Genomic DNA, 18351 nt, shown 5'->3' on the forward strand with positions numbered 1-18351 from the left:
ACTTTTCTACCGGGACAAACAGGTACTCAGATGAGCAAGACCTCTCTCGACAAGAGCAAGATCAAGTTCCTTCTTCTCGAAGGTGTGCACCAGAACGCTGTCGACACGCTGAAAGCGGCCGGCTACAGCAACATCGAGTACCTCAAAGGCGCCCTGTCGGACGCTGAGCTCAAAGAAAAGATCGCCGATGTGCACTTCATCGGCATTCGCTCGCGTACCCAGGTCACCGAGTCGGTGTTCGACCACGCCAAGAAGCTGATCGCCGTCGGTTGCTTCTGCATCGGCACCAACCAGGTCGACCTCGACGCCGCCCGCGAACGCGGTATCGCCGTGTTCAACGCCCCGTACTCCAACACCCGTTCGGTCGCCGAGCTGGTGCTGGCTCAGGCGATTCTGCTGTTGCGCGGCATCCCGGAGAAAAACGCCTCGTGCCATCGCGGTGGCTGGATCAAGTCCGCCGCCAACTCGTTCGAAATTCGCGGCAAGAAGCTGGGCATCGTCGGCTACGGCTCCATCGGCACGCAGCTGTCGGTTCTGGCCGAAGCGCTGGGCATGCAAGTGTTCTTCTATGACACCGTGACCAAACTGCCGCTGGGCAACGCCACTCAGGTTGCCAAGTTGCACGACCTGCTGGGCATGGCCGACATCGTGTCGTTGCACGTGCCGGAACTGCCGTCCACCCAGTGGATGATCGGCGAAGCGGAAATCCGCGCCATGAAAAAGGGCGGCATTCTGATCAACGCGGCGCGCGGCACCGTGGTTGAACTGGAGCATCTGGCTCAGGCGATCAAAGACGAGCACCTGATCGGCGCTGCCATCGACGTGTTCCCGGTGGAGCCGAAGTCCAACGACGAAGAATTCGAAAGCCCGCTGCGTGGCCTGGACCGCGTCATTCTCACCCCGCACATCGGTGGTTCCACCGCCGAAGCCCAGGCCAACATTGGTCTGGAAGTGGCTGAGAAGTTGGTCAAATACAGCGACAACGGTACGTCCGTGTCTTCGGTCAACTTCCCCGAAGTGGCCCTGCCGGCGCACCCGGGCAAGCACCGTTTGCTGCACATCCACGAAAACATTCCGGGTGTGATGAGCGAAATCAACAAGGTGTTCGCCGACAACGGCATCAACATCTCGGGTCAATTCCTGCAAACCAACGCCAAGGTGGGTTATGTGGTGATTGACGTGGATGCGGAGTACTCGGACCTGGCGCTGGAAAAACTTCAGCACGTGACCGGTACCATTCGCAGCCGCGTTCTGTTTTAACTAAACGATCGGCTGCGCGTCGGCCGGGCTGCGTTGAAATCGGTTTTTGAATGCTCATTGGCTACAGCCAACTCCGCTTAAAAAACCGATTTCGCCTCGCCCGGCTCTAGCTCGCTCGATCTTGATCGCTGTAATGAAAAAGGGAGGCTTCGGCCTCCCTTTTTCATTACCCAAAAAACCCCTTCCTGTGGGAGCGGCTTCAGCCGCGATGCTTTTGACTTAAACAGCATCGCGGCTAATCGGCATACCGCCCAGCCGCTCCCAAAAAAGCACTATTTCACCGTGATATTAATCACCGGCGAAACCACCGGCATCGGCGCCGGTACGCCGTTCTTGTCGGTCTGCACCAGCTGCAAGCGGTGTGGGCCGCTGGGCAATACGAATTTCTCGGCTTTGTCTTCCGACAACAACCGCACCTGGTCGCTACGCAGCACCGGCATGTTGGCCGACACCGGCGGTGCATCGATCAGCAGGTGAATCTCGTTGTCTGGCGCGCTCATTACCGGCGGCGACATGCCTGGCGTCACTGTCACGGTGCGTAGGCCGAATTTGATCGCGAAGGGACGGTCAACGGTGGCGCCGTCGTGGGGTTCGATAAAGTACAGCTGCGCCGTTTGCGTCACTTCAATTGGCACGGCGGGCTCGGGGGTGGTGGCGGCCACGCTGGCGGAACTGGCGCCCAACGCCATGGCCATCAACAGCGCAGCCTGAACGGCCGGGGTGAACAACTTCATGTGCATGGTTGAGCCCTCCTGGATCCTTATTAGAAACCGCCCGTTGTCCGAGCTGCTCATTTAATGACCACCAGAGTGTAGGACGGTTCAGGCATAACGCCTGCGCTTCAAGCGCCCGGCTCCAGCGCTTGACGGGCGTTCCAGGTCACCGCCGGTAACACGGCCAAAACCGGCCACTATCGAAGGTGTGGCTTGGCCGGCAATAACCTGCAAAAGCCCGGTTTACGCGGCTTGCAGGCCCATCCTTCGACGGGAACCCGCGCGCGCCGCTGGCGCCTTGCCAGGCCGCTCGCCAGACTGCCGGTCGCCCATCAAGGAAGTGCCGCAATGATAAAAACAATCGCACCTGCCGCTCTCGCTCTACTGTTCGCCACGCCGTGCCTGGCGGACTTGCAGCCGCTGGACAATCCCGCCCTGAGCGACGTGGCAGGCCAAGCCGGCATCAGCATTCGCCTCGACTTGCAGGCGCGCATCAACCAGATCCGCTTCAGCGACACCGGTGGCAACGTGTCGCTGCGCAACGTGAAAATCGACAACGGCTGCGTCACCGCCAGCGACTGCCCCAACGGAGCCGGTGGAAGCTTTGCCCTGGGCCCGGCGCAATTGGGGTTGGTGCTGCCGATTTTTGGCGTTAACCAGCCCACCCTGATGGTCGACGTGGTGACCGGCGCCAACGGCCAGCAGCAGCTGCAATTCACCCTGCCGGATCTCACCACCATCAACGAGCAACTGATCGCCAGCGGCCTGCCGGCGCAACGCATTCGCCTGCGCGTGGCCAGCGACATGTTCGTCGGCGAGAGTCGTTTAGGCAGTTTGGAGGTGCGCGATATCACCGATTTGCACGGCACGATCAAGGTGTGGGGGCACTGATCGCAACAGACGCCGGCCGCCCTTCGAAAACAGCGGGGTGCTAGGCCTCTCGGCGGCGAAACCAACCCGTCAACGACAAGCGCTCCCGCGTCGCCGGCAGCACTTCATGGGGCAACTCGCCGGACATGAAAATCACCAGTCGCCCGCCTAAGGGCGCGATGTCGTAAGGCTGCTCGGCAGGGTAAATGCGCAACGCCCCGCCTTGCTCGGCTAACCAGCCTTCGTTCAGGTACAACACGGCCGACACGGTGCGGCGGTCATCGTCGCGGAAACGGTCGACATGGCGCTGGTAAAACGCGCCGGGCGGGTACAGCGCAAAGTGGCTTTCGTAATCGTCCAGGCCCAGGTACAGCGCTTGATTCAGCGTCAGCCGCAGTTGATCCATCACGCTCAGGTAGGCATCGGTGGCCACGCTTTCGCCCGGCTCCAGCCACTGAATGCTGTCGCCGCGCACGCCTTCGCGCACTTGAGTCGCGGCACCTCGGCCGACACCCGCGCGTGCCAGGCGGCCATCGGCGGCACGTTGTTGGCACTCAGTGGCCAATTCGCCGGTCAGAGCCTGTGGAATAAACAGGTCGTGCTGCGACCAACCCTTGTCGGCGAGGTTGTCGACAAGGGTGGTCAGCAGCGCGTTATCGAGCAGAAGCGTTTCGGATGGAGTGGGCATGCCGGCGATTCTATCAGCGCCGCTCACGCGCCTCGACAAGCCCACGCCATGCCGCTGAAAATAGCGGCCTGCCCGACAGGAGTCTTTATGCGCGCCCTCTTTGCCCTCGTCTTGTTGTTTTGCACCTTGCCAAGCCTGGCCGACGAGCACAGCCAGCTCTATGAAACCGCCGGCTGGCCGCAACAACGCGCGCACTTCAACGCGGCCCTGAAAGCCGCACAGGAACGCTACCGCGCCAGCCTGCCGGACGCCGTCTATCAAACCCTGGTCAACAACAGCAACCAGCGCTTCGCACCCGAGGCGATGGACCAGCGCGGTGAAGCCACCCTGCGCGAGAAACTGCCCAACCCGGCGCCCGCGTTGGCGTTTTTCCAGTCGCCGCTGGGGCGCAAAATCGTTCAGGCCGAAGTCGATGCCACGCGCCCGGAAGAGCTGGCCAAGCACGCCAACGGTATTCCGCGCATTCAGGCTGAAGCCACCCGCGCCTTGTTGATTCGCCACCTGGCCCAGGCGCTGCCGGCCAAGGAAGCGGGCGCAGAAGTGAGCCTGGCGCTGGCTGGGGTCGCGGCTGACAGCCTGAGCCAGATGATTCCCGGCTTGCTCGGCGGCGGCCAGGCGCAAGGCATGCTGCAAAGCCAGCGCCAGCGGTTGATGCAGCAGATTGGCGCCGACGTCGATAACACGCTGCTGTACGTGTACAGCGGCTTGTCCGACCCGGAGTTGGATGAGTTTGTGATGTTCGCCGAATCAGCCGATGGCAAGGCCTACTACCAGGCGGCGCTGGAGGCGATGCGTGCAGGCCTGGCGGTGGGCCAGCCGGCAGCGGCGGCGCCGAACCCGGCAGCCAATCCGGGTATTTGAGCGGCAACAATCAGCGCGAAAACTGCTCACTCAAAAACGCAAAGTAGCGCTGGCGAATCTCCGCGCTTTCATTGGCCAGGTGATGCCGCCCGCCTTCCACCATCAGCACCGTCACCTCGCTGAACTTGCTGCGCAGCACCTCAAGGTTGAAACGCCAGTCGACGGTCATATCTGCATCGCCCTGCACGATCACCACGCGCCGCTGAATCACCTTGGCCCGCTCGATACCCGGCACCCAGCGCGATAACGCGCCCACCCAAGCAGTGGGCAAACTCAGCGGTTGCAGTGGATCGGCCTGAATGAAGGTGAGGAATTCCGCGTCATTGGAGTTAGGGCTGAAGCGTCGCGGAATTTCGGTGACGAAGTGGCGCAGCACGCGGTAGCTGAGCTTCGACCAGCCCCACGCACGCGGGCGCACCAGCGGCGCCAGCAGCAGCACTTCACCGATTTCGGCACGCACCGGGTTATTCAGCAGAAAGTCGACGATGATCGCCCCGCCCGTGCTCTGCCCACACAAGTGCCACGGCCGCGGCAAGTCGAGGCTGGCGGCTTCGGCCAGCACGGCCTTGAACACGGCCTGGTATTCGCTGAATTCGCCAATGCTGGCGCGCGGGCCGCTAGACAAACCATGGCCCGGCAAGTCGCACGCCAGCACGGCGAAGCCCATGCCCAGCGCCCAGGCGATTACGTGGCGATACAAGCCCATGTGATCGTAGTAGCCGTGTTGCAGCACCAGCGTGGCGGTGGGCGCGGGTGGCAACCACAGCTGCGTCACTACCTCGTAACCATCAACGGTCACAACCCCGAGTCGGCAGGTGGCGCCGGGAATATTCAGCCGATAGAACTGCCGATAAACCTGAGCCTCTGGCGGCTCGGCATGCGCCGCGGCCAAGGGTCGCAATTGCGCGCGGAGGGAATCGGGCTGGACGGGTTCTGACATGGGGCATCCGTGGATGTCGGAAGAAAACCGCGGCTCACACAAACGGCGCCGCAATGGCTGGGAAGTTTCGGCTGCGCGGCCTTCCGTGGCAAGCTAACAACCCGCCACCGAACGATTTGCCATGCGCCCCAGCCGAAAAACCGTACTCGCCACCTTGCTTGCCGTCGTCTGGCTGGGCGCCATGCTCAGTGCATTCTGGTGGTATGAGGCGCGTTATATCCGCCCGTTTGCCGAAACCACCGCACTGTTCTCCGGCGACCCACTGCAACTGCCGGCGCAGCTGGCCGGGCCGGGACCGATTCGCGTGGTGCACTTCTGGGACCCGGCCTGCCCGTGCAACGTCGGCAACCAGCAGCATCTGGCCGAGCTGCTGGCGCGCTTCGGGCCACAAGGCGTGGCCTTTTACGGCGTGCAAAAACCCGGCAGCAACGGCCAACTGCCGGACACCCTCAGCGCCCTGCAACCGCTCACCGCTTTCCCCGGCGCCGACCATCTGCCCGCCAGCCCCGCCGTGGGCATCTGGGATAAAAACGGCAACCTCGCCTACTTCGGCCCCTACAGCGAGGGCGCCACCTGCACCTCCAGCAACAGCTTTATCGAGCCGATTCTGGAAGCACTGGCCCAAGGCCGCACCGTAAACGCCACGCACACACTGGCCGTGGGCTGCTTCTGTCAGTGGGCTACGCCGGCCGCCGCGCCCTGAGTTGATACGCCTGCGGCGTCATACCTTGCCAGCGGCGAAAAGCGCGGTAGAACGGCGACAACTCGGCGAAGCCACAGGCGCGCGCCACCTCTCGAATCGGCTGGCCCGCTTCCAGCAGTTGCATGGCGTGCTGGCGCCGGACTTCTTCGTGCAGCTCGCGAAAGCTGCTGTTTTGCTGCGCCAAGGCGCGCTGCAAGGCGCCCCCGCTCAGGTGCAGCGCTTCGGCGCAATTGAGCAAGGTGCAGAGCGTCTGGCCCAGATGCAGTTGCAGCCAGTAGCGCACCCGGTTGAGCAATTGGTTCTCGCCCAGCTCTTGCAGCTCCAATTCCGCCTGCTGGCTGAGCAAGGCAAACAGCCGAGGATTGGCGCTGCGCGAAGGGCGGTTGAGCAGGCTACTGGCGAACAGCAGCGCGTCGTGGGCCTGGCCAAAGCTGGGGGTCAGGCCAAACAGGCGTTTGTGTTCACTGAGCCGGCGTGGCGCGGGATGACGAAACTCCACGCCCAGCACGCGAAACTCTTCATCGGTGACGCTGCCGAGCATCTTGATCAGCAGCAGCGCCAAGCATTCGATCTGCTGGCGCAACGAGCCAAAGCCTCGGTAGTTGAGGTCCAGCACCAGCCGCACGGTGTCGCCGTGCTCTTGTAGATGCGCGGCGAAACCGCCGGACAAAATGTGCTGATAGCGCACGAAACAGTGCAGCGCTTCGCGCAGGTCGCGACTGGCCAGCAGCAGGTAACTGACCACGTCCAACGGCCGTGGCTTCATGACTTCGGCGAGGTGCAGACCGATATCGCAATCGCCAGTGAGGTCTTGCAGGGCTTCCCAGAACAGCGGCGCGTTGTCGTGCTCCTCGCGCCCGGACACCGACGGCGCCGCCAGGGGCACGCCCTGATAAGCGCGGCGGTAGGTGTCGGTCGGGTCCCAACCCAGGCTCATCAGCCCCTCGTACAGCAAGCGGCGCATGGTCGGTGAATGGGTAAGCACGGCAGCGGTGGTGGACATGGGCGGCCTGGCGGCAATCGAATTGACCGGAGATTTTCACTGTTCGAATGTTTGGTCAATGCCGCGAGGCAATCGCGCTGCGCAAAATGCAGCACGCGCGCCCCGCCGTCGCTGCGCATAACAATAAGGACTCGACAATGAAACGCACCCTGACCGCTCTTGCCGTGGTGGTAGCCGCCGTAGCGGCTGGCGCCACCTGGTACATCCACAGTAAACAGCCGATGCGCGATGGCCAGGTGCAACTGGCTCACCTGGATGGCGCGGTCAGCGTGCGCTACGACGAGCGCGGCGTACCCCATATCAAGGCGCAGAACGAGGCCGACATGTATCGCGCCCTGGGTTACGTGCATGCCCAGGACCGTTTGTTCCAAATGGAAATGTTGCGGCGCCTGGCCCGTGGTGAACTGGCCGAAGTGCTCGGCGCCAAGTTGGTGGACACCGACCGCCTGTTCCGCACCCTGCGCCTGCGCGAACACGCCGACGCCTATGTGCCCAAGCTCGACCACAACACACCGGCCTTCAAAGGGCTGGAGGCGTACCTGGATGGCGTCAACCAGTTCCAGGCCAGCCATCCGAAACCCATCGAGTTCGACCTGCTGGGCATCCAGCCCCGGCCGTTTACACCCGAAGACACCTTGAGCGTCGCCGGCTACATGGCCTACAGCTTCGCCGCTGCGTTCCGGACCGAACCGGTGCTCACCTATGTGCGCGATGAGCTGGGCCCGGACTACCTGAAAATTTTCGACCTGAACTGGAAGCCGCAAGGCGCCATCGGCCAGGCCGCACTGGCGAGCAACGACTGGAAAGACCTCAACGCCATCGCCCGCCTCAGCCACGACGCGCTGGTGGAGGCCGGCCTGCCGCAGTTTGAAGGCAGCAACGCCTGGACCATTTCCGGCAGCCGCACGCAAAGCGGCAAACCGCTGCTGGCCGGCGACCCGCACATTCGCTTCGCCGTGCCGGCGGTGTGGTACGAAGCGCAGCTGTCGGCGCCGGGCTTTGAGCTGTACGGCCATCACCAGGCGCTGAACCCGTTCGCCTCGCTGGGCCACAACATGGACTTCGGCTGGAGCCTGACCATGTTCCAGAACGATGACCTGGATCTGATCGCCGAGAAGGTCAACCCGGACAACCCCAATCAAGTGTGGGTGAACGGCCAGTGGGCCGACCTGCAAACCCGCGAAGAAGAGATCAAGGTCAAGGACGCCGCGCCGGTCAAACTGACCCTGCGCCAGTCGCCCCACGGCCCGATCATCAACGACGCCCTCGGCGCCTCGGCCGGCAAAACGCCGATTGCCATGTGGTGGGCATTCCTGGAAACCGAGAACCCAGTGTTGCAAGGTTTCTACGAGCTGAACCGCGCTAACACCGTGGAGAAAATGCGCAGCGCCGGGGCGAAAATTCAGTCGCCGGGCCTGAACCTGGTGTGGGCTAACGCCAAGGGCGATATCGGCTGGTGGGCCGCCGCGCAACTGCCCATCCGCCCGGAAGGCGTGAACCCGACGTTCATCCTCGACGGCAGCACCCACGAGGCGGATAAAAACGGCTTCTACCCCTTTAGCGCCAACCCGCAGGAAGAGAACCCGGCGCGCGGTTACATCGTGTCGGCCAACTTCCAACCGGTATCGCCCACCGGCATGGAAGTGCCGGGCTACTACAACCTCGCCGACCGTGGCGCGCGCCTCAACGCGCACCTGGCCGACAGCAGCGTGAAGTGGAACCTGGAAAACAGCCAGGCGCTGCAACTGGACACCGGCACCGACTATGCCAACCGCGTGCTTCAACCGCTGCTGCCGGTGTTGCGCACCGTGGTCACCGACCCTAAGGAAATTCCTATGCTGGAGCAGTTGAGCTCCTGGAAAGGCGACTACCCGCTGGACTCTGTGAGCGCGACGATCTTCAACCAGCTCATCTACCAACTGGCAGACGCCGCTATGCGCGACGAGTTGGGCGATGCCTTCTTCACCAACCTGCTGGCCACCCGCTCCTTCGACGTGGCGTTGCCGCTGCTGGCGGCCGACGAGCATTCGCCGTGGTGGGACAATCGCACCACGCCAGCCAAAGAAACCCGCGCCGACACCGTAAAAGCGGCCTGGCAGGCGAGCATCGCGCATTTGAAAACCACCGCTGGCGACGACTCGAAAAACTGGCAATGGGGCAAGCTGCACACCCTCACACACGGCCACCCGCTGGGCGCGCAGAAGCCGTTGGACAAACTGTTCAACGTCGGCCCGTTCGCCGCACCGGGTAGTCACGAAGTGCCCAACAACCTCACCGCCCCCGTTGGCCCGGCGCCGTGGGGCGTGGTGTATGGGCCTTCGACCCGTCGCCTGATCGACTTTGGCGATGCGGCGCACAGCCTGGGCATTAACCCGGTTGGGCAAAGCGGCGTGGCGTTTGATGCGCACTATTCCGACCAGGCGCAAACCTACATTCAGGGCGGGTATGTGCCGCAGCATTTTGAAGAGTCGGAAGTGGCGGCCAATACCAAAGGAACGTTGAAGTTGGTGCCGGCTAAGTAAAGATCGTTGTTATGCAAAGCCCCGCGAGTGCGGGGCTTTTTTTATGGCGTGGGTTTTGCGTTGGGGCTGGCCCTCACCCCCCGCCCTCTCCCGCAAGCGGGCGAGGGGCTTAACCGCGTAACAGGCTAAATCGGTGATTGAGTTCCCCTCTCCCGCTTGCGGGAGAGGGGCTAGGGGTGAGGGCCGACCCAACGCCTATTTTTCCCGCTCGATAAAAAAACGCCCCGAAGGGCGTTTTTTTCACAACCAACAAATCACGCAGTCGCATGCTTCTGCGACGGATCCCGACGACTATCCGGCCCCGCGGCATTGGCCGCACCGGTGGTTTCGTCCATGGCCTGCTGAATCGCTTTCAACCGACGCTTCTCGGCCTTACGGCTGAAGAACCAGACCAGGAAGGTGAAGATCGACACCACCAGCAGAATCAAGCTGGCCACGGCGTTGATCTCTGGCTTCACGCCCAGACGCACGGCGGAGAACACTTCCATCGGCAGGGTGGTGGAACCCGGGCCCGATACGAAGCTGGCCAGCACCAGGTCGTCCAGCGACAGGGCGAACGACATCATGCCACCCGCTGCCAGCGACGGCGCGATCATGGGGATGGTGATCAGCATGAACACTTTCCAGGGCTTGGCGCCCAGGTCCATGGCCGCTTCTTCGATGGACATGTCCAACTCACGCAAGCGCGCCGATACCACTACCGCCACGTACGAGGCGCAGAAGGTGGTGTGGGCGATCCAGATGGTGAAAATGCCACGCTCTTGCGGCCAGCCGATCATTTGCGCCATGGCCACGAACAGCAGCAACAGCGACAGACCGGTGATCACTTCTGGCATTACCAGCGGCGCGGTGACCAGACCACCGAACAAGGTGCGACCCTTGAAGCGGGTGATACGGGTCAGCACGAATGCCGCCAGGGTGCCGAGCACCACTGCCGAAATCGCGGTGTAGAAAGCGATTTCCAGCGAGCGGCCCACGGAGTTCATCAGTTGGGTGTTGTCGAGCAAGCCGACGTACCACTTCACCGACCAGCCGCCCCACACCGTCACCAGCTTGGAGGCGTTGAACGAGTAGATGACCAGAATCACCATGGGCATGTAGATGAACAACAGGCCCATCACCAACATGATGTTCGAGAAACTGAAGCGCTTCATGCTTTGCCCTCCAGTTCTTTGGCTTGGCTACGGTTGAACAGAATGATCGGCACGATCAGGATCGCCAGCATCACCACCGCCAGGGCAGAGGCCACCGGCCAGTCGCGGTTGTTGAAGAACTCTTGCCACAACACCTTACCGATCATCAGCGTTTCCGGACCGCCCAACAGTTCTGGAATCACGAACTCGCCCACTACCGGAATGAACACCAGCATGCAGCCGGCGATGATGCCGTTCTTGGCCAGCGGTACGGTGATTTTCCAGAAGTTGTTGAGGTTGGTTGAGCCCAGGTCCGAGGCGGCTTCGAGCAACGACAGGTCGTGCTTCACCAGGTTGGCGAACAGCGGCAGCACCATGAACGGCAGGTACGAGTAAACGACGCCGATGTACACCGCCAGGTTGGTGTTGAGGATTTGCAGCGGCTCGTTAATCAGCCCCATGCCCATCAACGCCGCGTTAAGCAGGCCGTTGTTGCTGAGAATGCCCATCCAGGCGTACACGCGGATCAGGATGGCCGTCCAGGTCGGCATCATGATCAGCAGCAGCAAAACGGTTTGCGTGTCCTTGTTGGCGCGGGCTATGCCGTAGGCCATCGGGAAACCAATGACCAGGCACAACACGGTGCTGATGAAGGCCATCTTCAACGAGCCGAGGTAGGCCGAGATGTACAACTCGTCCTCGGTGAGCATCACGTAGTTGCCCAGGTTGAGGATCACCTGCAGCTTCTGCTCCACGAAGGAGTAGATCTCGGTGTACGGCGGAATGGCGACGTCGGCTTCAGCGAAGCTGATCTTCAGAACGATGAAGAACGGCAGCATGAAGAACAGAAACAGCCACAGGAACGGCACGCCAATGACAGCGTGTCTGCCGGTCGGCATCAGCGCTTTTAGTTTTCGACTTTTCATGAGCGTAACGCGACCCCGCTATCGTCTTCCCACCAGACGTACACCTCGTCGCCCCAGGTTGGACGGGCGCCGCGGCGTTCCGCGTTGGCCACGAACGATTGCACGATCTTGCCGCTCGGCAGCTCGACGTAGAACACCGAATGGCCGCCCAGGTAGGCGATGTCATGCACCTTGCCGCGCGACCAGTTGTATTCGCAGGTCGGCATTTCGGTGGTCACCAACAGCTTCTCGGGTCGGATGGCGTAGGTGATTTGTTTGTCTTGTACGGAGGTGGTTACCCCGTGGCCGACGTAGATGGCGCGTTCCAGATCCGGGCTGGCGATCAGGGCGTGGCCTTCCATGTCTTCCACCACGTGGCCTTCGAACAGGTTCACGTTGCCGATGAACTCGCACACCATGCGGCTGGTGGGCGTTTCATAGATATCGATGGGGCTGCCGATTTGCGCGATCCAGCCCAGGTGCATGATGGCAATGCGTTCGGCCATGGTCATGGCCTCTTCTTGGTCGTGGGTCACCATTACGCAGGTCACGCCAACGCGTTCGATGATTTCCACCAGCTCGAGCTGCATTTGCGAACGCAGTTTTTTGTCCAGTGCGCCCATGGGCTCATCGAGCAGCAGCAGCTTCGGGCTCTTGGCCAGCGAACGGGCCAGGGCCACGCGCTGACGCTGGCCACCGGAGAGCTGATGCGGCTTGCGCTTGGCGTACTGGGTCATGTGCACCAGCTTGAGCATCTCGTTCACGCGCTCGTCGATTTCAGCCTTGGACATGCGGTCCTGCTTGAGACCGAAGGCGATGTTCTGCGCCACGGTCATGTGCGGGAACAGCGCGTACGACTGGAACATCATGTTGATGGGCCGCTCGTAAGGCGGCATATCGGTGATGTCTTGGCCGTCGAGGAAAATCCGTCCCTCGGTTGGGCGTTCAAAGCCTGCCAGCATCCGCAGCAAGGTGGATTTACCCGATCCTGAGCCGCCGAGCAGGGCGAAAATCTCACCCTTGTTGATTGTCAGGGACACATCGTCCACTGCAATCGTCTCGTCGAACTTCTTGGTCACCCGATCGATTTTGACCAAAACCTCTTTAGGTTTCTGGTCGCCCTCGAGGGCTTTCTTGTAGGCGCCGGAGGCAACTGCCATTACAAAACTCCCAACTTTATTTTGAGGGCCAGCCCACTACGGGCCGGCCTTTTTTCATCATCACCCGGTGAAAACCAGGTGATTACTGGGTGAGTAGCGCCAGGTGCGCGCTGCTGTTTCGGTGGTGCTTATTCAGGTCATAACGACTTGTGCGAACTACTTGCCGGATTTGATCTTGGTCCAGGAACGGGTCTCAACACGTTGCAGTTTTTGCGGCAACGGCACCGACACGTACAGGCGGTCGATCACTTCTTGCGGTGGGTAAACAGCCGGGTCGTTACGCAGCTCTTGGTCCATTACCGCATCAGCTTTGCTGTTGGGGTTGGCGTAACCGACGTACTCGCTGATGGGCGAGATGACCTTGGGGTCCAGCAGGAAATTGATGAACGCGTGGGCTTGTTTGGCGTTCGGTGCGTCAGCCGGAATGGCGAGCATGTCGAACCACAAATTGCCGCCCTCTTTGGGAATGCTGTAGGCGATCTCAACGCCCTTGCCGGCTTCCTTGGCACGCGAGGCGGCCTGGAAAACGTCGCCGGAAAAACCAGCGGCTACGCAGATGTTGCCGTTGGCCAAGTCGGAGATGTACTTCGAGGAATGGAAATAGGTGACGTAAGGGCGAACGGCCAACAGTTTGGCTTCGGCCTTTTTATAGTCCTCGGGGTTGGTGCTGTTTGGGTCCAGGCCCATGTAGTTCAGCACGGCGGGGAACATTTCGTCCGGCGAGTCGAGGAAGGCGACGCCGCACTGGCTCAGTTTCTTGATGTTCTCCGGCTCAAACAGCATGGCCCAAGAGTCGATGTGGTCGACGCCCAGTACCGCTTTTACTTTTTCGACGTTGTAGCCAATGCCGTTGGTGCCCCACAGGTAAGGCACGGCGTAGACATTGCCAGGATCAACCTTGTCGAGCTGCTTGAGCAGCTTGGGATCCAGGTTACTGAAATTGGGCAGTTGGCTGCGGTCGAGTTTCTGGAACACGCCGGCCTTGATCTGCTTGGACAAGAAGTTGTTCGAGGGCACCACGACGTCATAACCGGTGTGGCCGGCGAGCATCTTGCCTTCGAGGGTTTCGTTGGAGTCGAAGACGTCATAAACCGGCTTGATCCCGGTGGCTTTCTGGAAGTCGGCCAGGGTGGTTTCGCCGATGTAGTCGGTCCAGTTGTAGACATGCACGGTCGGCTCGGCCTGGGCCAAGGCACTGATGCCCATCAGGGCAGCGGCGCTTATCAGGGTTTTGCGCAAAGAGGTTCGCACACGTCCATCCTCATTTTGTTAGATCAATGTGGCCATCAACGGTGGCCAGTTGGGTTACCGCATCTGCGCCGTTTGTACGGTGAGCAGGTGGCAAAACGGCAATCGCGGGGCGCAAAAAACTGTAAACGCCACTGCTGAGAGCCCGGCACTTCAACTACTGAGCAATACATCTTCAGAAGAACCGTGGGCCTCGTCGACGCCCAGGTTCCGGACACACCTCCAGCGGTTTGTTGTCACCGCCAGAGGTGTTGGTTCGCTTACTTACCAGACTTGATTTTGGTCCAGGAGCGGGTCATCAAACGCTGAACCTTGGCCGGCAGGTCAGGGAACGCATACAGCTTTTTCATGACGTCTTCGCTTGGGTAGATGCCTGGGTCTTTACGAATGGCTTCGCTCACCAACGGGGTGGCGGCGGAGTTGCCGTTCGGGTAGGACACTTCGTCACTGATCTCAGCAATGATTTCTGGCTTGAGCAGGAAGTCGACGAACTTCAAAGCGCCTTCCGGGTTTGCGGCATCCTTCGGAATGGCCACGGTGTCGAAGAACGCACCCGCACCTTCTTTAGGAATGTTGTAGCCGACGTTGACCTTGTTCTTCGCTTCTTCAGCGCGGGACTTGGCCTGGTAGATGTCGCCCGAATAACCGATAGCCACGCAGATGTTGCCGTTAGCCAGGTCGGAGATGTATTTGGACGAGTGGAAGTAAGCGGTCGACGGACGCACTTTCAGGAACAGCGCCTCAGCGGCGGCCAGCTCTTTGGGGTCTTGGCTATCGGATTTGTAGCCCAGGTAATGCAGGGCGGCCGGCAGCATTTCGGTCGGCGAATCCAGGAAGCTCACGCCGCACTCTTTAAGCTTGGCCATGTTCTCTGGCTTGAACACCAGGTCCCACGAATCGACCGGCGCGTTGTCGCCCAGAATGGCTTTGACCTTGTCGACGTTGTAACCGATACCGATGGTGCCCCACAGGTAAGGAATGGCGAACTTGTTGCCCGGGTCGCTGATTTCCAGGGTCTTCATCAGCTCGGGGTTGAGGTTCTTGTAGTTCGGCAGCTTGCTGCGATCGAGCGGCTGGTAAACGCCGGCTTTGATCTGCTTGGCCAGGAAGGAGTTGGACGGCACGACGATGTCGTAGCCCGACTTGCCGGCCAGCAATTTGGCTTCGAGCACTTCGTTGCTGTCGTACACGTCGTAGACGACTTTGATGCCAGTCTCTTTGGTGAATTTTTCCACGGTGTCCGGTGCGATGTAATCGGACCAGTTGTACACGTGCAGCACTTTGTCATCGGCCTGGACCGCGCCGACCATCACTCCCAATAAGGACAACGCGAGAAAGGACTTGCCGAATGTTTTCATGCGTACAGCTCCTGTTTTATGTAGTTATCCGAACAGTGGCGTTTGCTCAGGGGAGCGTTGCATCCGCCCCCTTGGCGGCCACCCTTCGGTGAGCCTGGCCAACGCACCGTGCAGTCTGGCAAGGACCAGCGCGGGTTTACAACTTTTCGGCGCACTCGAAGCGAAATTTCGCCCCGAACGTGCCTGCCCATTTACTGCTTAGCCCAGTACTGCACTGGCGGTCAGATCCAGGCACTTACGTGCCTTGGTCACCAGCTCATCGATTTCGTCTTTGCTGATTACCAGCGGTGGCGCAATGATCATGGTGTCGCCCACAGCGCGCATGATCAGACCGTTGTTGAAGCAGTGGCCGCGGCAGATCATGCCCACGCCCTTACCCTCGAACCGCTCGCGGGTCTTTTTGTTCTTCACCAACTCGATTGCGCCGAGCATGCCAAGACCGCGCACTTCACCCACCAGCGGGTGATCCGCCAGCTCACGTAAACGCTTCTGCAAATACGGTGCCGTTTCGGCGCGCACTTTCTCCAGAATCTTTTCTTCGCGAATGATCCGCAGGTTTTCCAGCGCCACGGCGGCGGCCACCGGGTGACCGGAATAGGTGAAGCCGTGGTTGAAATCGCCCCCTTCGTTGATCACTTGCGCGACCTTGTCGCTGACGATCAGGCCGCCCATGGGGATGTAACCGGAGGTCAGGCCCTTGGCGATGGTCATCAGGTCGGGCGTGTTGCCGTAGTAATCGCTGCCGAACCATTCGCCGGTGCGGCCGAAGCCACAGATCACTTCGTCAGCGGCGAACAGAATGTCGTACTTGGCGAGAATCTCGCGCACCTTCGGCCAGTAAGTGTCTGGCGGAATAATCACGCCGCCTGCGCCCTGAATCGGCTCGGCAATAAACGCCGCGACCTTGTCTTCGCCGACTTCGAGAATTTTCTTTTCCAGCTGCTCGGCGGCCCAGATGCCGAACTCGGCCGGGCTCATGTCGCCGCCTTCGCCGAACCAGTAAGGCTGCGGGATGTGCACGATGTCGGGAAGCGTGCCGGCCTGCTCGTGCATGCCTTGCATACCGCCCAGCGCGGCGCCGGCAACGGTGGAGCCGTGGTAGCCATTCAGGCGACCGATGATGACTTTCTTCTGCGGCTTGCCCTTCACCTGCCAGTAGTGACGGACCATACGCAGCATGGTGTCGTTACCTTCGGAACCTGAGCCGGTAAAGAACACATGATTCATGTGCGGCGGCGCCAGCTCGGCGATGGTTCTCGCCAGCTCCAGCACCGGCGGATGCGCGGTCATAAAGAAGGTGTTGTAGAACGGCAGCTGCTTCATTTGCTTGGCGGCGGCGTCGGCCAGCTCATCGCGGCCGTAGCCAATGGCCACGCACCAGAGGCCGGCCATGGCGTCGAGAATCTTGTTGCCTTCGCTGTCCCACAGGTACACGCCGTCGGCCTGGGTGATGATGCGCGGGCCCACTTCTTTCAGCTGTTTATAGTCGCTGAACGGCGCCAGGTGATGGTCGTTGCTCAGCGCTTGCCATGCGCGTGTCTGCGGGTTCTTCGTCGGGCTGGTCATTGCAAACCTCAATTCAAACAAGCCCGGCGTGTGCCGGGCCTGGTGAGTCTCTGATTAAACCGAGAGCAGGAGGAACTCACGTTCCCACGAGCTGATTACGCGCTTGAAGTTCTCGTGCTCGGCACGCTTCACGGCGATGTAACCGCTGACAAACTTGTTGCCCAGGTACTTCTCGACGGTCTTGGAGTTTTCCATGCGCTCCAGGGCGTCTTCGATGGTCAGCGGCAGGCGCAGGTTGCGACGCTCGTAGCCGCGACCTTTAACCTGGGCGCTCGGGTTCAACTGCTCCACCATGCCGATGTAGCCGCACAACAGGCTCGCGGCGATGGCGATATACGGGTTGGCGTCGGCACCGGGCAGGCGGTTTTCCACGCGGCGGTTTTGCGGCGATGCATCCGGTACGCGCAGGCCAACGGTGCGGTTTTCTTCGCCCCATTCCACGTTTACCGGCGCCGAGGTGTCGGGCAGGAAGCGGCGGAAGGAGTTTACGTTCGGCGCGAACAGCGGCAGCAGCTCAGGGATGTATTTCTGCAAACCGCCGATGTGGTGCAGGAACAGCTGGCTCATGGTGCCGTCTTCGTTAGAGAAGATGCTCTTGCCAGTGGCGATATCGATGATGCTCTGGTGCAGGTGCATCGCGCTGCCAGGCTCGCCAGTCATGGGCTTGGCCATGAAGGTGGCGGCCACGTTATGTTTCAGCGCGGCCTCACGCATGGTGCGTTTGAAGATGATGATTTGGTCGGCCAGGTGCAGGGCGTCGCCGTGACGGAAGTTGATTTCCATCTGCGCGGTGCCGTCTTCGTGGATCAGGGTGTCCAGATCCAACTCCTGCAATTCGCACCAGTCGTAAACGTCTTCGAACAGCGGATCGAATTCGTTGGCGGCGTCGATGGAGAACGACTGGCGGCCAGTCTCGGCGCGGCCGGAACGGCCAATCGGGGCTTGCAGCGGGTAGTCCGGGTCGTCGCTGCGCTTGGTCAGGTAGAACTCCATTTCCGGCGCGACGATAGGCTGCCAGCCTTTCTCGGCGTAGAGCTTGAGCACCTTCTTAAGGATGTTGCGCGGCGACAACTCAATCGGGTTGCCTTGCTTGTCGTAGGTGTCGTGAATCACCTGGGCAGTAGGCTCGATGGCCCACGGTACGAGGAACACGGCATTTTCGTCCGGGCGGCAGATCATATCGATGTCAGCCGGGTCGAGCAGGTCGTAATAAATGTCGTCTTCCACGTAGTCGCCGGTGACGGTCTGGAGCAATACGCTCTCAGGCAGGCGCATGCCTTTCTCGTCGATGAACTTGTTCGTGGGCGCAATCTTGCCGCGCGAAATGCCGCTTAAATCACTAATAAAGCACTCAACTTCGGTGATTTTGCGCTCTTTCAGCCAACTGGTGAGTTGGTCGAGTTTGGGACTCATAAAGACCT

Annotated in this window: 16 protein-coding genes; 5 read left to right on the top strand and 11 right to left on the bottom strand. The window is 60.9% G+C overall.

The features are described 5' to 3' along the window. Positions 1-30 precede the first annotated feature (30 nt). Positions 31-1260 carry a phosphoglycerate dehydrogenase gene (serA, locus tag AC0IW7_RS16710; RefSeq protein WP_471819501.1) on the top strand — a complete coding sequence of 410 codons (1230 nt, stop codon included), beginning with the start codon at positions 31-33 and terminating at the stop codon, positions 1258-1260. A gap of 272 nt (positions 1261-1532) precedes the next feature. Here serA and AC0IW7_RS16715 read toward each other — a convergent pair whose 3' ends face one another. After that, positions 1533-2000, bottom strand: coding sequence for a DUF4399 domain-containing protein (locus AC0IW7_RS16715; RefSeq protein WP_471819503.1), 468 nt, complete (start codon positions 1998-2000; stop codon positions 1533-1535). 321 nt (positions 2001-2321) lie between these two features. On the opposite strand from AC0IW7_RS16715, the gene AC0IW7_RS16720 reads away from it, so the two are divergent. After that, complete coding sequence (locus tag AC0IW7_RS16720) at positions 2322-2864, top strand: DUF6160 family protein (RefSeq protein WP_463540776.1); 543 nt, start codon at positions 2322-2324, stop codon at positions 2862-2864. Positions 2865-2904: 40 nt separating this feature from the next. On the opposite strand, the gene AC0IW7_RS16725 is transcribed toward AC0IW7_RS16720, so the two are convergent. Next, positions 2905-3531 (bottom strand): 2OG-Fe(II) oxygenase, encoded by a 627-nt coding sequence (locus AC0IW7_RS16725; RefSeq protein WP_471819505.1) that lies wholly within the window; start codon positions 3529-3531, stop codon positions 2905-2907. Between the two features lie 87 nt (positions 3532-3618). Here AC0IW7_RS16725 and AC0IW7_RS16730 point away from each other — a divergent pair, with 87 nt between their 5' ends. Continuing rightward, positions 3619-4392: a hypothetical protein gene (locus AC0IW7_RS16730; RefSeq protein ID WP_471819507.1), complete on the top strand. Its 774-nt coding sequence runs from the start codon at positions 3619-3621 to the stop codon at positions 4390-4392. Between the two features lie 10 nt (positions 4393-4402). On the opposite strand, the gene bipL is transcribed toward AC0IW7_RS16730, so the two are convergent. Further along, positions 4403-5332 (bottom strand): phospholipase BipL, encoded by a 930-nt coding sequence (bipL, locus tag AC0IW7_RS16735; RefSeq protein ID WP_471819509.1) that lies wholly within the window; start codon positions 5330-5332, stop codon positions 4403-4405. 121 nt (positions 5333-5453) lie between these two features. Here bipL and AC0IW7_RS16740 point away from each other — a divergent pair, with 121 nt between their 5' ends. Then, positions 5454-6035 (top strand): DUF6436 domain-containing protein, encoded by a 582-nt coding sequence (locus AC0IW7_RS16740; protein WP_471819511.1) that lies wholly within the window; start codon positions 5454-5456, stop codon positions 6033-6035. On the opposite strand, the gene AC0IW7_RS16745 is transcribed toward AC0IW7_RS16740, so the two are convergent. Further along, on the bottom strand, positions 6013-7038 hold the full coding sequence (locus tag AC0IW7_RS16745) for an AraC family transcriptional regulator (RefSeq protein WP_471819512.1): 1026 nt from the start codon (positions 7036-7038) through the stop codon (positions 6013-6015). The genes AC0IW7_RS16740 and AC0IW7_RS16745 overlap by 23 nt on opposite strands. Before the next feature lie 137 nt (positions 7039-7175). Here AC0IW7_RS16745 and AC0IW7_RS16750 point away from each other — a divergent pair, with 137 nt between their 5' ends. Beyond that, positions 7176-9560: a penicillin acylase family protein gene (locus tag AC0IW7_RS16750; RefSeq protein WP_471819514.1), complete on the top strand. Its 2385-nt coding sequence runs from the start codon at positions 7176-7178 to the stop codon at positions 9558-9560. 254 nt (positions 9561-9814) lie between these two features. On the opposite strand, the gene AC0IW7_RS16755 is transcribed toward AC0IW7_RS16750, so the two are convergent. The 7 genes from AC0IW7_RS16755 to AC0IW7_RS16785 form a co-directional block, all read right to left on the bottom strand. Then, positions 9815-10714 carry an ABC transporter permease subunit gene (locus tag AC0IW7_RS16755; RefSeq protein ID WP_471819515.1) on the bottom strand — a complete coding sequence of 300 codons (900 nt, stop codon included), beginning with the start codon at positions 10712-10714 and terminating at the stop codon, positions 9815-9817. Further along, positions 10711-11592, bottom strand: coding sequence for an ABC transporter permease subunit (locus tag AC0IW7_RS16760; protein WP_163016725.1), 882 nt, complete (start codon positions 11590-11592; stop codon positions 10711-10713). Before AC0IW7_RS16760 ends, AC0IW7_RS16755 begins: the two co-directional genes overlap by 4 nt. Before the next feature lie 23 nt (positions 11593-11615). Further along, positions 11616-12758 (bottom strand): polyamine ABC transporter ATP-binding protein, encoded by a 1143-nt coding sequence (gene potA, locus AC0IW7_RS16765; protein WP_122497675.1) that lies wholly within the window; start codon positions 12756-12758, stop codon positions 11616-11618. Between the two features lie 156 nt (positions 12759-12914). Further along, positions 12915-14009, bottom strand: a complete 1095-nt coding sequence (locus AC0IW7_RS16770; RefSeq protein ID WP_463540766.1) for a polyamine ABC transporter substrate-binding protein — start codon at positions 14007-14009, stop codon at positions 12915-12917. A 257-nt stretch (positions 14010-14266) separates the two neighbouring features. Next, entirely contained in the window at positions 14267-15364 is a 1098-nt protein-coding gene (locus AC0IW7_RS16775) for an extracellular solute-binding protein (RefSeq protein ID WP_122497677.1), read from the bottom strand. 198 nt (positions 15365-15562) lie between these two features. Beyond that, the gene (locus tag AC0IW7_RS16780; protein ID WP_471819516.1) at positions 15563-16930 is read right to left on the bottom strand and encodes an aspartate aminotransferase family protein; all 1368 of its coding nucleotides are present in this window, start codon (positions 16928-16930) and stop codon (positions 15563-15565) included. Positions 16931-16984: 54 nt separating this feature from the next. Further along, positions 16985-18343 carry a glutamine synthetase family protein gene (locus AC0IW7_RS16785; protein WP_108098960.1) on the bottom strand — a complete coding sequence of 453 codons (1359 nt, stop codon included), beginning with the start codon at positions 18341-18343 and terminating at the stop codon, positions 16985-16987. Between the last annotated feature and the right edge of the window lie 8 nt (positions 18344-18351).

Source organism: Pseudomonas sp. AC229 (genome assembly GCF_979254655.1).